Here is a 14654-nt window from a genome sequence, read left to right as displayed (position 1 = left end):
AATGAAAAAATTTTTTGTGAGTCGCTTCTGGTTAGCCTTGGTTTCGCTATTTTTTGCTATTTTATTGTTTCTAACGGCTACAGCTAGTCATTCTTACAACACTAATTCGCAAATTTATAGTCCTATCGAAACCTATACTCATAGCTTGTCAGATGTTCCTATTGATATAAAATATGATAGTGATAAGTACTTTATTAGTGAGTATTCATATGGTGTACAGGTTTATTTAACTTCTACTAATCGTGTAAAATTAGATTCTGAAGCCAATGCAGATACTCGAAAATTCAAAATTGTAGCTGATTTATCACAAAGTAAACCTGGTAAGGTAACAGTTCCCTTAAAGATAACCAATCTTCCTTCTGGAGTAGCAGCAAAAATTACTCCTGACCAAATGTCCGTTACAATTGGCAAGAAGAAAACAAAAGTATTTTCAATAACTGGTAGTATCGATGCTAAACAGATTGCTGATGGTTATGAAATAAGTAACATTGAAACAAAGGACCATAAAGTTGAAGTAACTAGTGATGAATCCAAAATTGATTTAATAGATCATGTGGTTGCAAAATTACCAGAGGAAGTTAAGTTAACTTCGGATTATAAAGATGAAGTTACGCTACAAGCTGTATCAGCAGATGGAACTATCTTAGCAAGTTCTATCAGCCCAGCTAAAACAGAATTATCTGTTGCTGTTAAAAAGATTACTAAATCAGTCCCTATAAGAGTTATTTTAACAGGAAGCTTAAAGGATAATATTACAGAAATTACTCCTAAATTATCAAAAGAAGTAGCTGTTATCTCAGGCCCGAGAGATGTACTTGATACAATAAATCAAGTTATTGCTGAAGTTAATATTTCAGATGTTACTAAAAATACTGCTAAGACAGTGAGTTTAAAATCTGATCTTGTTACTATTGAACCATCGTCTGTTACTGTTCAGTTGACAACAAAAAAGAAATAATAGATAATATCAAAGTATATGGAATGGAGGAAGCGTTTATCGCTTATTAGATTATGGGAAAATATTTTGGAACAGATGGTGTGCGTGGAGAAGCCAATGTGGAGCTTACACCAGAGTTAGCATTTAAATTAGGCCGTTGTGGAGGCTATGTTTTAAGTCAACACGAATCTGAAAGACCTCGAGTATTTGTTGCGCGTGATACCCGTATTTCTGGTGAGATGTTAGAATCAGCTTTAATAGCTGGACTTCTCTCTGTTGGAATTGAAGTTTATAAGTTAGGTGTTCTGGCAACACCTGGTGTCTCTTACTTAGTAAGAACTGAAAATGCAAGTGCTGGTGTTATGATTTCTGCCAGCCATAACCCTGCTTTAGATAATGGAATAAAATTCTTTGGTAATGATGGCTTTAAGCTAGCTGATGAGCAGGAACTAGAAATCGAAGCTCTCCTAGATGCCCAAGGAGATAAATTACCAAGACCAAGTGCAGAGGGATTAGGCACTTTAGTTGATTATCCAGAAGGCCTTCGTAAATATGAAAAGTTTCTAGTCTCAACAGGTCTTGATTTGCAAGGGATGAAGATAGCTCTTGATACTGCAAATGGTGCGGCCTCAGTTTCAGCACGTGATGTCTTTTTAGATTTAAATGCTGAAATTACAGTTATTGGTGAAAATCCAGATGGTTTAAACATTAATGATGGGATTGGGTCAACCCATCCAGAAAAATTACAAGAATTAGTAATTGAGACTCAATCACAGGTTGGGTTAGCCTTTGATGGTGATAGTGACAGACTAATAGCAGTTGATGAAAAGGGACAAATCGTTGATGGCGATAAAATTATGTTTATTTTAGGTAAGTATCTGTCGGAAAAAGGGATGCTTGCTAAAAATACTATTGTTACCACTGTTATGTCAAATCTTGGTTTTCACAAAGCTCTTGATGAGCATGGGATAAATAAGGTTGTCACTGCTGTTGGGGATCGCTATGTTGTTGAAGAAATGCGTAAGTCTGATTTTAACCTCGGTGGTGAACAATCAGGACACCTTATCATCATGAATTATAATACGACTGGTGATGGTCAGCTTACTGCCATTCAGTTAACCAAGGTAATGCAAGATACAGGTAAAAGCTTATCTGAACTAGCCTCTGAAGTGACTATCTACCCCCAAAAATTGGTTAATATTCGTGTAGAAAATAGGATGAAAGATAAGGCTATGCAGGTTCCAGCCATTGCTGATATCATTCACAAAATGGAAACTGAAATGCAAGGCAATGGTCGCATATTAGTGAGACCAAGTGGTACAGAACCCCTTCTTCGGGTGATGGCTGAAGCTCCAACAGATGAAGAAGTCGACTATTATGTCGATACCATTGCTAAGGTAGTGAGAGCTGAAATTGGCCTTGATTAATAGATAAAGAAGTGGGAAAGAACTATCTTTCTCACTTTTTTGCAATTTAGGTTGGTAATGAGTTAAACGAACAAGTAAATATAGGTACTTAAGTAATTGGATTTAGTTTATTAACATGATAAAAGTAGGTGGATAAAGGTGTTATTTTATTGTCAAAATGTTAAAATAAGAACATGTTAAATAAACCAAATTCTGCTTATGTGCATATTCCCTTTTGCACCCAAATATGTTATTACTGTGACTTCTCAAAAGTTTTTATAAAAAATCAGCCGGTAGATGCTTATCTAGAAGCTCTTATTAAGGAATTTCAGTCCTATGAGATTAAAAAGCTCCGTACCCTATACATTGGGGGCGGTACTCCAACGTCTATCACAGCCAGCCAGTTAGACTATCTCCTAAGCCAACTTGTAAAGGATCTAGATTTAAGTTATCTTGAAGAGTTCACAATTGAAGCAAATCCAGGAGATTTAGATGCTGAAAAAATCCAAGTTTTGAAAAAATCAGCTGTTAATCGGGTATCACTTGGTGTACAAACCTTTAACGATAAACACCTCAAGCAAATTGGTAGAAGTCATAATCAGGCTCAAATCTATTCAACAATTAATAGTTTAAAAGAAGCTGGATTTTATAATATTTCTATTGATTTAATTTATGCTTTACCAGGCCAAACTTTAGAAGAGGTTAAAGAAAATGTGGCCAAGGCTTTGGCACTAGATATTCCTCACCTAAGTCTTTATAGTTTGATTTTAGAGCATCATACCGTTTTTATGAATAAGATGAGACGTGGAAAACTGAACCTTCCAACTGAAGATTTAGAAGCAGAAATGTTTGACTATATCATTGAGGAGATGGAAGCAAATGGCTTTGAACATTATGAAATCTCTAACTTTTCAAAGCCTGGTTATTACAGTCAGCACAATCTTATGTATTGGAATAATGATGAATATTATGGCTGTGGAGCAGGAGCATCTGGCTATTTAAATGGGATTAGATATCGTAATCGAGTTCCTATTCAACATTATTTAAAAGCTGTAGAAGAAGGAAATGCTCGTTTAAGTGAAGAAAAGCTAAGTCTTAATGAAATGATGGAAGAAGAACTTTTTTTGGGACTTCGTAAGAAATCAGGTGTTTCAATTGCTAAATTTGAAAAGAAATTTGGCAGGTCTTTTAATCAACGTTATGGGGCAATTGTTGCAGAACTAAGAGAAAAAGGCTTACTAGTAAATGATGAAGCAGTTATTAGAATGACAAAGAAGGGTCTTTTTTTAGGGGATTCTGTAGCAGAAAAGTTTATTTTAGAATAGAGGTAAGATATGGGTTTAAAACATAGAGAAAGTTTAAAGATTCCATTTGATTTATGTGATGTCAAATTAGATGTCAAATTACCACTTTTGTTAGCATACTGCTTGTCTGTTTCTATGAGACAGTCTCTAAAAGTTGATCGAGGAGATGATTATCTCTTGAAAAATTATCAGCTGGTATGGATTATTACAGATTATGAGGCAAGTATTCATCGTTTGCCAGTCTTTAATGAGCTTATTACTGTTGAAACTCAAGCCATTTCTTATAATAAATTCTTCTGTTATCGCACCTTCCATATTTATGACGAAAAGGGCCAGCTCTTGGCTGATATTCTAACCTATTTTGCCTTAATGAATCCTGAAACCAGGAAGGTATCACCAATTCCTAAGGAAGTTGTGCAACCCTATCAAGCTGAATTTGTTAAAACCATGCGAAGAGCTCCAAAGATGCAAAGCTTAACAGACGCCCAAGAGAAAAAATACCATGTCCGTTATTTTGATATTGATATGAATGGTCATGTTAATAATAGTAAATATTTGGATTGGATGTATGATGTCCTAGGTTATGAATTTTTAAAAACGCATAGACCTATTCGTTTACAGCTAAAATATATCAAAGAAGTTGCACCAGGTGGTCAGATTAGCTCAAATTACACATTAGAAAATCTCATATCCTATCATGAAATAAAATCTGATGGACATATCAATGCTCAAGCCCTTATTGAGTGGCAAAAAATTAAGAAGTAAGGAGAAGAAAGTGCACTATAAAGGTTATTTAATTGACTTAGATGGAACAATCTATAAGGGGAAAGATCCCATTCCTGCAGGCAAACGGTTTATAGAAAGATTACAAGAAAAAGAAATTCCTTATCTATTAGTCACAAATAATACCACTAGAACACCGCAAATGATTCAGAAGATGTTAGCAGAAGACTTTGCTATCACAACTAGCTTAGAATCAATTTATACAGCAACCATGGCAACACTTGATTACATGAAGGATATGAACCGTGGCAAAAAGGTCTATGTTATCGGTGAGACAGGACTGAAATCTGCTATGCAAGAAGCAGGTTATGTAGAAGATAGTGAAAACCCAGACTATGTAGTAGTCGGTTTAGATAAACAATTGTCCTATGAAAAGTTAGCAGTAGCTACTCTTGCCATTGAAAAAGGGGCTTTATTTATCGGAACTAACCCTGATTTAAATATTCCTACAGAAAGAGGACTCTTACCAGGTGCAGGCTCTTTAGTTGCACTATTAGAATCCTCAACACGTGTCAAACCAGTCTTTATTGGTAAACCAAATGCTATCATTATGAACAAGGCACTAGATATTTTGGGTGTTAAACGTGAAAAAGCGATTATGGTTGGCGATAACTATCTCACAGATATTATGGCTGGAATTCAAAGTGATATTGCTAGCTTACTGGTAACAACTGGTTTTACCAGACCAGAAGAAGTAGCAAGTCTAAAAGTACAGCCTAATTATGTCATTTCTAGCTTGGATGAATGGGGACTATGATTAAAAAGAACATTTATTTTGGAATACTTTTTTTATGGCTACTTGCTATATCAGTCTTACTAACAATCTATGGGGCTTGGCTATTTTACCCTCTTGAAATAGATTTTTTAAATATAGAAAAAGTTGTCTATCTGTCTAAAGCCTCTATTTTACATAATTTTAATGGCTTAATGGACTACCTTACCAATCCCTTTAATCACAAACTGAACTTTGCAAGTTTTGCAGCATCCCAAGAAGGCTTAGCCCACTTTAAAGATGTCAAATATCTCTTTCATTTTAGTCAGTTCATTTGTTTTATTTTAGCTATCCCATCGCTGATTTTTCTAAGAAAAAATTTGAAAGAAAAGACGCTCCTAGACTATCATCGATATTTTTTAGTAGCAGCAGTATTACCTTTAATAGTGGCTCTTTTTGCTCTTATGATAGGATTTGAAAACTTTTTCATTTTCTTTCACAACCTTCTTTTTGCAGGCAAAAGCAATTGGATGTTTGATCCCTTAACTGATCCTGTTATCTGGATTTTACCAGAAGATTTCTTTATGCACTGCTTCATAGGATTTGGATTTATCTATGAGGGAATTATGCTGATGCTTTATTATCTATCAAGGCATAAAGCAATTATGGATAAATAGACTTTTGATATGACTTGTTACACTGTCAGTCTCAAGAAAGTATGATTACAGTAGTTTAAGAGCTGTGCTATTTTAAATAGTGTACTAGCAAGCTTCTATGTTATAATGATTGAAAAGTTAGGAAGAGGTGCTTATGGAAAAGACATTTTTTATGATTAAGCCAGATGGGGTTAAGCGAGGTTTAGTGGGGCAGGTTCTTAGTCGTATTGAGCAAAGAGGTTTTATAATTGAGCAGTTAGAAATGCGTAGGGCTGATACAACTATTCTTAGAAAACACTATGAAGCCTTGGTGGATAAGCCCTTTTTCTCTGAAATTGAAACCTATATGACTAGTGACCCAATTGTCATTGGAGTGCTTAGCGGTAACCGCGTTGTTTCTTCGTGGCGGATGATGATGGGAGTAACCAATCCCAAGGATGCACAGCCAGGTACTATTCGAGGTGATTTTGCTCAAGCCCCTGGAGATGATGGTGGTATCTTTAATGTCGTTCATGGATCAGATTCTACTGATTCTGCAAAAAGAGAAATAGATTTATGGTTTGGTTCAGATCAGAATGCTAGGCCTTAATCTAACAAAGAAAAGATAATGATTATGTTAATAAAGTTAGTAATTGAAAGCTTTCTTTCTTAATGCTGTCATTGTCTTTTTCTTTTTAAATTAAGTGGTTTGTATAACTATAATCATGCTGATTATAGCTAATGCCCTAGCTACTTGTTTAGTTTTTTGATATAATAAAAGGAAACGAAAAATGTGTATAGGAAACAAAAATGAACAGTCAAGAACTTAAAAAACGTCAAGAGATGATTCGTAATTTCTCTATTATTGCCCATATTGATCATGGTAAGTCTACGCTGGCAGATCGGATTTTAGAAAAAACAGAAACAGTATCTAGCCGTGAAATGCAGGCCCAGCTCTTGGATTCGATGGACCTTGAGCGTGAACGTGGTATCACTATTAAATTAAATGCTATTGAGCTTAATTATAAAGCAAAAGATGGTAAAATTTATATTTTTCATTTAATTGACACCCCAGGACATGTGGATTTCACCTATGAAGTGTCACGTTCTTTAGCAGCTTGTGAAGGAGCAGTCTTGGTCGTTGATGCTGCCCAAGGTATTGAAGCACAAACCTTAGCGAATGTTTACTTAGCTCTTGATAATGACTTGGAAATTATGCCAGTCATCAATAAAATTGACCTGCCAGCTGCCGATCCAGAACGGGTCAGACAAGAAATTGAAGATGTTATAGGCTTAGATGCTTCAGAAGCAGTTTTGGCATCTGCTAAGGCAGGGATTGGTATCGAAGAAATTCTAGAGCAGATTGTTGAAAAAGTACCTGCCCCAAGTGGAGATGTGGACGCTCCATTACAGGCTCTTATTTTTGATTCCGCCTATGATGCTTATCGTGGTGTTATTTTACAGGTTCGTATCATTAATGGTATTGTTAAGCCTGGTGATAAGATTCAAATGATGTCCAATGGTAAAACTTTTGATGTCACTGAAGTAGGTATTTTTACACCCAAAACAGAAGGTCGTGAATTCTTGGCAACTGGAGATGTGGGTTATATTGCTGCATCTATTAAGACGGTGGCAGATACTCGCGTAGGTGATACCGTAACCCTTGCTAGCAACCCTGCAAGCCAAGCTCTGCACGGCTATAAGCAAATGAATCCTATGGTTTTTGCTGGGATATATCCTATTGAATCAAATAAATATAATGACCTTCGTGAGGCTCTTGAAAAACTACAACTGAATGATGCTAGTTTACAGTTTGAGCCTGAGACGTCACAGGCCTTAGGTTTTGGTTTTCGTTGTGGTTTCTTGGGGCTCCTTCATATGGATGTTATTCAAGAACGTCTGGAACGTGAGTTTAATATTGACTTAATCATGACAGCGCCGTCTGTTGTCTATCATATTAACACAACTGATGGGGATATGGTTGAAGTCTCAAATCCCTCTGAGTTTCCTGATCCAACTAAGGTTGAGAGTATTGAAGAACCTTATGTGAAGGCGCAGATTATGGTGCCACAAGAGTTCGTTGGGGCTGTTATGGAATTAGCTCAGCGCAAGCGCGGAGATTTTGTGACCATGGACTATATTGATGATAACCGCGTCAATGTTATCTATCAGATTCCTCTGGCAGAAATCGTTTTTGACTTCTTTGATAAGCTGAAATCATCCACTCGTGGCTATGCGAGCTTTGATTATGAGATTTCAGAATACCGTAAGTCACAATTAGTTAAGATGGATATCCTTTTAAATGCTGAAAAAGTAGATGCTCTTAGCTTTATTGTCCATCGTGAATTTGCCTATGAACGTGGAAAATTAATTGTTGAGAAATTGAAAAAAATTATTCCCCGTCAGCAGTTTGAAGTGCCTATCCAAGCAGCAATTGGTCAAAAAATTGTTGCTCGGTCTGATATTAAAGCCTTACGTAAAAATGTCCTTGCCAAATGTTATGGTGGTGACGTTTCTCGTAAACGTAAGTTACTTGAAAAGCAAAAGGCTGGTAAGAAACGGATGAAGGCTATTGGTTCTGTCGAAGTCCCACAAGAAGCCTTCCTAAGTGTTCTGTCTATGGATGACGATTCTAAAAAATAAGCAAGGTCTCACCATCACGGGTGGGCCTTCTTTTTTACTATTAAAAAATGATTTTTTGGGATAATTTGTTACAATAGATTTATAAAAAAGAGGAGTGTATTATTATGGAATCAAAAGAAGAACTACGTCAACGTATTGGAGATTTATCTTATAAAGTAACTCAGGAAGCTGCAACAGAAAGAGCATTTACAGGGGACTATGATGACTTTTTTGAAAAAGGTATCTATGTTGATATTGTAAGTGGAGAGGTCCTTTTTTCGTCCTTGGATAAATTTAATTCAGGTTGTGGTTGGCCTGCTTTTACAAAACCCGTAGACAATAGAAAAGTAACTAATCATGAAGATTCTTCTCATGGCATGCGTCGTGTTGAAGTAAAAAGTAGACAGGCACAATCCCATCTGGGTCATGTTTTTACTGATGGCCCAAAGGAAGAAGGAGGCCTCCGTTATTGTATTAACTCTGCGGCTCTGCGTTTTGTCCCTTATGCTGATATGGAAAAAGAAGGTTATGGTAAGTATTTAAGTCTCTTTGAAGAAAAGTAAACTCAAAAACCAATCTTTTCTAGACAATTTTAAATTAGTCATTTCTTGAAATCATAAGATGACTTTATAAAGAAAGTTGGTGATAGTTTGTCTACCTTAATAGACTATATTAAATGGAATCAAGATAAGAGTTTTCAAGAGTTGCCCTTAAATGAATTAGACATTGTAGCTATTAATGAAATTGGTTATTTGTCTTTTGATGTTCTAGTCACTGATGTTATTAAAGAAGATAGCCTGATTGATTTATCATCTATCTTAGTGGATGAGGGGCAAGACAGTCAAAATACAGTCTATAACTTTCTGATTAGTAAAGAAAGGGTAGCCCTGTTTAGATCCTTAAGAGATTCTAAACGGTTTAAAGAATTAAGCTTATCTCATTATGTTAATGACATTGATCCTGAGAGTGAGAAGCAATTTGCAGCCATGGTTTTTAAGATTCCTTCGATTTGTCATACCCAGATCGTATTTCGAGGAACAGATGATAGCTTGATTGGCTGGAAAGAAGATTTTAAGCTGACATATATGAATGCCATTGCTTCACAAAAATCAGCTCTTCTTTATTTATCGAGTTACCTGGAAAAGAACCCAGACGAGCAGGTCATTTTGACAGGTCATTCTAAGGGGGGGCATTTAGCCTTGTATGCTTTTACTTCATTATTAAACAGCTTACAAAAACGAGTAAAAAAAGCCTATTTACTTGATTCTCCAGGCCTTTCAAAAGAAATGCTTGAAACAGAGGCTTATAAGCGAGTAAGAGAGCGACTAATACTTATCAGGCCCCAGGAATCGATTGTCGGTGTTATGCTCTATAGTGATGTCAAACCTAAAATTGTTAAAAGTAATTCTTTTGGGCTTTTACAGCATAAAACCTCTAATTGGCAGGTCAGACTTGATGGAGAATTTATTAGCGTAGATAAGCCCTCAAGTTTAAGTCTTAGCCTAGAATTAACATTTAAGGCTTGGACAAATCAATTGTCTAAAGAAGATCTAAAGCTAGTTTGTGACAGTTTTTTTGATGCCTTATTTTTAAGTGGTATTACAAGCCTTAATGCCTTTACATTGGATGAACATGTTTTCCATACTTTTTTTAAAGTTCTAGCGAGTCTCAGATCAATTGACCATTTCAAAAAAGCGATTATGGTAAAATCTATCAGGCAACTTATTCATAATTATACTGGTTATCGCAGAAGGGGAGTAAATCTCAAAGTACAAGAAAAAGTGACGGAAATTTTACATAGAAGTAGCAGGAAAAAGCATTCTAAAAAGAGTTAAATTAGCTTTTTTAAAATAGATTTATTCTCATTTTTTTACAATTCTCTTATTGATTTATCACTTCTTTTATCCTAAGTTTTCTACTTGACCCAAGGTCTATGATCAATGCTATAATGAAGCTAGGTATAAGGAGGACATAAACTTATGAGAGAAGTTCTTAAGATGAATGACAAAACAGCTATTCCTATCCTAGGTTTGGGAACTTGGCTGGTTGAGAATGATAAGGCTGAACGTGTTGTATCACAAGCTCTGAAACTTGGATACCGTCATATTGATACTGCTCAAGCATATAAAAATGAAGTTGGAGTGGGTAAAGGTATTTTTCTATCAGGCATTCCTAGAGAAGAAATCTTTGTAACCAGTAAGGTAGCAGCTGAGCATAAAAATTATCAAGATGCCTCTCAATCAATTGACCTATCACTTAGAGATCTAGGATTAGATTACCTTGATTTGATGATTATTCATAGCCCTCAGCCTTGGTCTGAATGGCGCTCAAGTGATAAAAACTTTGATCAGGGAAATTTAGAAGCTTGGCGGGCTTTGGAAGATGCTCAAAAAGCTGGCAAAGTAAAATCAATAGGACTTTCAAATTTTCTCATTAAAGATGTTGAAAATATTCTAAAAAATAGTAATAAAAAACCAGCTGTTAACCAAATATTAAGCCATATCGGCAATACACCTTTTGCCTTAATTGATTATTGTAAAGAACATAACATAGTAGTAGAAGCCTATTCTCCTATTGCTCATGGACAAGCTCTGAAAAATGACATTTTGAAAAAAGTAGCTTCTAAATACAATGTTTCTAGTGTACAATTAAGCATTCAATATATTTTACAACTAGGCATGGTTGCCCTTCCTAAGGCAGAAAACCCAGAACATATGCTAAGTAACATGACCTTAGATTTTACAATTTCTCGTGAGGATATGGCTCTTTTAAAATCAGTTAAGTTTGTAGATTATGGAGAATATGCCAATTTTCCAGTCTTTAGTGGTAAATAATATAAGAAGATGGCTGCGCTAAATAGGGTCATCTTTTTATATTAAAAAGTGCTCCATTTGGAAAGTTTAGCGAATTTTACAAGACATTTTAAAAGTTTTATAATAGAGATTGAGAAAAGGAGCCCCTGATGATAAGCGTTATAAAAAAACTACCTGGGATTCTACTTTGTTTACTAATTGCCACAGTTGCCTGGTTTTTAGGACAGCTAATACCTTTAATTGGAGCAGCTGTATTTGCTATTTTACTAGGAATGCTAGTCACTCTTAGTTATCCCATAGGCAATATGACACAAGTAGGGATTTCATTTACTTCAAAATACATTCTACAAATAGCTGTTGTTTTGTTGGGGTTTGGACTTAATTTAAGTCAGGTCATGCAAGTTGGTATGCAATCACTACCTATTATTGTAACAACTATTGTTACCTCTTTAGTAGTAGCCTATTTGTTGCAAAAATACTTACATCTGGACCTTAAAATAGCCACTTTAATTGGAGTTGGTTCCTCTATTTGTGGTGGTTCAGCAATTGCTGCGACTGCACCCGTTATTGATGCTAAAGATGAGGAAATCGCTACAGCTATATCTGTAATTTTTTTATTTAATATCCTAGCTGCCCTTATTTTTCCTAGTCTTGGCCAACTCATTGGACTTTCTAATCATGGCTTTGCTCTTTTTGCAGGGACAGCTGTTAATGATACCTCTTCTGTAACAGCAACAGCCGCCTCATGGGATGCTATTCATCAGTCTAATACACTTGAAGCAGCCACCATTGTAAAATTAACTCGAACACTTGCTATTATCCCCATAACCATAGGCTTAGCTTTATACAGGTCAAAACAAGATCAACTTCAAAAAAGTGAGGGAACTTTTAAGTTAACAAAAACATTTCCGACCTTTATTTTATTTTTCTTAATAGCTTCGCTCTTAACAACACTTGCAGGAATTGTGGGCTTTGAAATGTCTTTTTTTGCTTATTTAAAAACTCTGTCAAAATTCTTTATTGTTATGGCTATGGCAGCTATAGGCTTAAACACCAATCTTCCTAAGCTTCTTAAAAGAGGTGGTCAAGCAATTGTCTTAGGTGCTGTATGTTGGTTTTTTATCTCATGTATGAGTCTTTTGATGCAGATCTTGTTAGGAACTTGGTAGGAAGTCAATTTACTTTATTAGGATTTTTATAAAAACTAAAATAGGAATTAAGTAATGGTTGCCTAAAACTGTTAACAGTTTCTGTTTTAGTTTTTCTTTTGGCATTAGTTGTTTGCAAGTCATAATAAGTTTTGATAATCTAATAAAAGAGAGCTTTTTTGGAGGTGTTATGAGAGTTTTTAAGAAGTTTCTTTTTTTTATTTTGGAGTGCATTATAGTAACTATCTTGGTCTTTAATCTAGCAACTCTTTTTCCTATTCCCTACCTAGGATCTCTTGCTAACCACTACACAGTTCCTTATGTCAGGGTTTGGCTACCTCTTTTATTTCTTTTATTCCTAGTCAGCTTATGGATTTCCTTGAATTATAAAAAAAGTAAATGGCATAGCCTAAATGCTATTACAGCTTTTATCAGTTTATTGATTGGATTTTATATTGTGATAGATGTCCAAACAACTATTAATCACTTAGGTGCTGAAGCTAACTTTCTAAAATCCTATCAGCTAGAAGATATATCAGGAGTAGAGGTGGCTACTGAAACTTATACAAGATCACCACATGGGGATGTCAAATTAAATATCTATCATACTGATGATCGTCTTAAAAATAAGCCTGTACTAGTCTACATCCATGGAGGTGGCTGGGTGGCAGGACATAGGTCTTCTCATTCTTACTATTGGAAGTCTTTTGCCAAAGATAATTATGTCGTTGTGAGTTTAGACTATGATTTATCAAGTCGTCATCGCCATTTGTCAAGTCTCACCGAAAAACAATTAACACAGGCCTTTGCCTGGATTGAAAATAATATTCAAGATTATGGTGGTTCAACGGATCATTTATTTGTGACAGGGGTTTCAGCAGGAGGTAACTTGGCCCTAGAACTAGCATATAAGATTAATAATGGAACTTATGAGCAAGTAGATGGCACAAAATTACCTAAGGTAAAAGCAGTCTCTGTTTCTTACCCTGTTGCTAGTCCAAAAAGTTTTTATGATAACAATGATTTGGCAAAAGGTGATATTGCTAAACGAATGGTCATGGCCTATCTAGGTGGCAGACCGGATCAATTACCTAAGGCCTATGCTGATCTCACTCCTAAGAATGCCATTTCTGATAAGACTCCCCCAACACTTTTTTTAGCTGGGCAAAGAGATACTTTAGTTCCCCAAGAAGCAACCTATGATTTAGCAGCTGATTTGAAGAAAAGGAATATTCCCAACAAATTAGTTATCTTTCCTTATACAAATCATGCCTTTGACAGAATTGATGGGAACTTAGGCAGTCAGGCCTATTTGAATTTAAGTAAGGACTGGTTCAAGGAATATATGTCCAACTAGTTTTACATGCCTTTAGATGCTAATGTTTTAAATAGCTTAAAGCTCCTTTTTACAATATTTACTTTAATATTGTGTTTAGGACTATTTGATTTTTAAAATTTATGATACTATTAATTAAATAAAGTTATCAAACTATTTCATTTTATCTAAGATGGGATAGGGAAAAAGGAGAATCTGTGAGAAAATATTTACAAGACTTGGTTACTGAGGCAGCCTATTATTTGGAGATTTTACTGTCTACCATCTTAACGTTAGCCCTTATCTTTTTTTCCTACTCTTTAATTACAGATTTATCAGGTTTTCTTAACCAACAACCAGATATTGATGCTATGTTTCAACTCTTTTTAGCAAGATCCATGACTATAGCAGTTGGGGTGGAGTTAATAAAAATGTTGTCAAAGCCTTCGCCCAGTACTGTTATTGAAGTTTTATTATTTGCTTTAACGCGTCAATTAATAGTTGAACATGCCAGCATGCTTAATTTTTTAATAGGAATTGTAGCAGTAGCTCTCTTATTTGCTATTAGAAGGTATCTCTTTATCCAATTTGACAATTCAACAAGTGTTATTGTCAGAGGGAGTTTGAAACTTAAGATGGTAAATATTATTGCCCATGTTAATATCAAAGGAGATAAGGAAGAAAGCTTACGAACATTTATCACACGTAAGTTAAATGAAGAAGATAGAACTATCTCTGTTGGCTCTGTTTTATACTTGACCAATGTAGCCCTTAGAATTGAAAAAATGCATGGAGACCTTATTACCAGAGTTGAGGTTATTAGAGGTATTTATTAGTCAGTTATTCTGTTTATAGCTTAATTAGAGTTATCCCATAGTTTAAAAAAAGTTTGTGCAAGGACTGAAAAGCTCATTTGTACATGCTTTTTATTTTTTAGCAGTTCCTACTAAGGTAAGAGCACAACCTATTTGCCAGCAAT

14 protein-coding genes are annotated in these 14654 nt (G+C 35.3%); all 14 read left to right on the top strand.

From position 1 onward, the window contains the following. The first annotated feature begins 1 nt into the window (after nucleotide 1). The 14 genes from A3GU_RS0103220 (at nucleotide 2) to A3GU_RS0103155 (ending at nucleotide 14511) form a co-directional block, all read left to right on the top strand. Entirely contained in the window at nucleotides 2–958 is a 957-nt protein-coding gene (locus A3GU_RS0103220; protein WP_018366107.1) for a CdaR family protein, read from the top strand. A gap of 53 nt (nucleotides 959–1011) precedes the next feature. Next, entirely contained in the window at nucleotides 1012–2364 is a 1353-nt protein-coding gene (gene glmM / locus A3GU_RS0103215) for a phosphoglucosamine mutase (protein ID WP_018366106.1), read from the top strand. A 173-nt stretch (nucleotides 2365–2537) separates the two neighbouring features. Continuing rightward, nucleotides 2538–3668, top strand: a complete 1131-nt coding sequence (gene hemW / locus A3GU_RS0103210; RefSeq protein WP_018366105.1) for a radical SAM family heme chaperone HemW — start codon at nucleotides 2538–2540, stop codon at nucleotides 3666–3668. Between the two features lie 9 nt (nucleotides 3669–3677). Then, a complete protein-coding gene (locus tag A3GU_RS0103205; RefSeq protein ID WP_018366104.1) occupies nucleotides 3678–4412 on the top strand; it encodes an acyl-ACP thioesterase domain-containing protein in 735 nt (244 codons plus the stop codon). A gap of 10 nt (nucleotides 4413–4422) precedes the next feature. After that, nucleotides 4423–5187 (top strand): TIGR01457 family HAD-type hydrolase, encoded by a 765-nt coding sequence (locus A3GU_RS0103200; protein ID WP_018366103.1) that lies wholly within the window; start codon nucleotides 4423–4425, stop codon nucleotides 5185–5187. Beyond that, nucleotides 5184–5819 (top strand): TIGR01906 family membrane protein, encoded by a 636-nt coding sequence (locus A3GU_RS0103195; protein ID WP_018366102.1) that lies wholly within the window; start codon nucleotides 5184–5186, stop codon nucleotides 5817–5819. Before A3GU_RS0103200 ends, A3GU_RS0103195 begins: the two co-directional genes overlap by 4 nt. A gap of 133 nt (nucleotides 5820–5952) precedes the next feature. Then, nucleotides 5953–6387 (top strand): nucleoside-diphosphate kinase, encoded by a 435-nt coding sequence (gene ndk / locus A3GU_RS0103190; protein ID WP_018366101.1) that lies wholly within the window; start codon nucleotides 5953–5955, stop codon nucleotides 6385–6387. Between the two features lie 200 nt (nucleotides 6388–6587). Then, nucleotides 6588–8420, top strand: a complete 1833-nt coding sequence (gene lepA / locus A3GU_RS0103185; RefSeq protein WP_018366100.1) for a translation elongation factor 4 — start codon at nucleotides 6588–6590, stop codon at nucleotides 8418–8420. Between the two features lie 104 nt (nucleotides 8421–8524). Then, nucleotides 8525–8962, top strand: a complete 438-nt coding sequence (gene msrB, locus A3GU_RS0103180) for a peptide-methionine (R)-S-oxide reductase MsrB (RefSeq protein WP_018366099.1) — start codon at nucleotides 8525–8527, stop codon at nucleotides 8960–8962. Nucleotides 8963–9049: 87 nt separating this feature from the next. Next, complete coding sequence (locus tag A3GU_RS0103175; protein WP_018366098.1) at nucleotides 9050–10234, top strand: Mbeg1-like protein; 1185 nt, start codon at nucleotides 9050–9052, stop codon at nucleotides 10232–10234. Nucleotides 10235–10378: 144 nt separating this feature from the next. Next, entirely contained in the window at nucleotides 10379–11233 is an 855-nt protein-coding gene (locus A3GU_RS0103170; protein ID WP_018366097.1) for an aldo/keto reductase, read from the top strand. Between the two features lie 128 nt (nucleotides 11234–11361). Then, entirely contained in the window at nucleotides 11362–12381 is a 1020-nt protein-coding gene (locus tag A3GU_RS0103165; RefSeq protein WP_018366096.1) for a YeiH family protein, read from the top strand. 169 nt (nucleotides 12382–12550) lie between these two features. After that, entirely contained in the window at nucleotides 12551–13717 is a 1167-nt protein-coding gene (locus tag A3GU_RS0103160; protein ID WP_018366095.1) for an alpha/beta hydrolase, read from the top strand. Nucleotides 13718–13893: 176 nt separating this feature from the next. Beyond that, on the top strand, nucleotides 13894–14511 hold the full coding sequence (locus tag A3GU_RS0103155; RefSeq protein ID WP_018366094.1) for a hypothetical protein: 618 nt from the start codon (nucleotides 13894–13896) through the stop codon (nucleotides 14509–14511). The last annotated feature ends 143 nt before the right edge of the window (nucleotides 14512–14654 follow it).

Origin of the sequence: Streptococcus didelphis DSM 15616 (assembly GCF_000380005.1) — a bacterium.
GTDB classification, from domain to species: Bacteria; Bacillota; Bacilli; order Lactobacillales; family Streptococcaceae; genus Streptococcus; species Streptococcus didelphis.
The sequence above is the reverse complement of the archived record's forward strand: the minus strand, read 5'-3'. Positions and strand labels throughout refer to the sequence as shown.

Coding starts and splice junctions, on each gene's coding strand:
- A3GU_RS0103220 (WP_018366107.1), top strand. CDS start 2: ATGAAAAAATTTTTTGTGAGTCGCTTCTGGTTAGCCTTGGTTTCGCTA.
- glmM (WP_018366106.1), top strand. CDS start 1,012: ATGGGAAAATATTTTGGAACAGATGGTGTGCGTGGAGAAGCCAATGTG.
- hemW (WP_018366105.1), top strand. CDS start 2,538: ATGTTAAATAAACCAAATTCTGCTTATGTGCATATTCCCTTTTGCACC.
- A3GU_RS0103205 (WP_018366104.1), top strand. CDS start 3,678: ATGGGTTTAAAACATAGAGAAAGTTTAAAGATTCCATTTGATTTATGT.
- A3GU_RS0103195 (WP_018366102.1), top strand. CDS start 5,184: ATGATTAAAAAGAACATTTATTTTGGAATACTTTTTTTATGGCTACTT.
- ndk (WP_018366101.1), top strand. CDS start 5,953: ATGGAAAAGACATTTTTTATGATTAAGCCAGATGGGGTTAAGCGAGGT.
- lepA (WP_018366100.1), top strand. CDS start 6,588: ATGAACAGTCAAGAACTTAAAAAACGTCAAGAGATGATTCGTAATTTC.
- msrB (WP_018366099.1), top strand. CDS start 8,525: ATGGAATCAAAAGAAGAACTACGTCAACGTATTGGAGATTTATCTTAT.
- A3GU_RS0103170 (WP_018366097.1), top strand. CDS start 10,379: ATGAGAGAAGTTCTTAAGATGAATGACAAAACAGCTATTCCTATCCTA.
- A3GU_RS0103165 (WP_018366096.1), top strand. CDS start 11,362: ATGATAAGCGTTATAAAAAAACTACCTGGGATTCTACTTTGTTTACTA.
- A3GU_RS0103160 (WP_018366095.1), top strand. CDS start 12,551: ATGAGAGTTTTTAAGAAGTTTCTTTTTTTTATTTTGGAGTGCATTATA.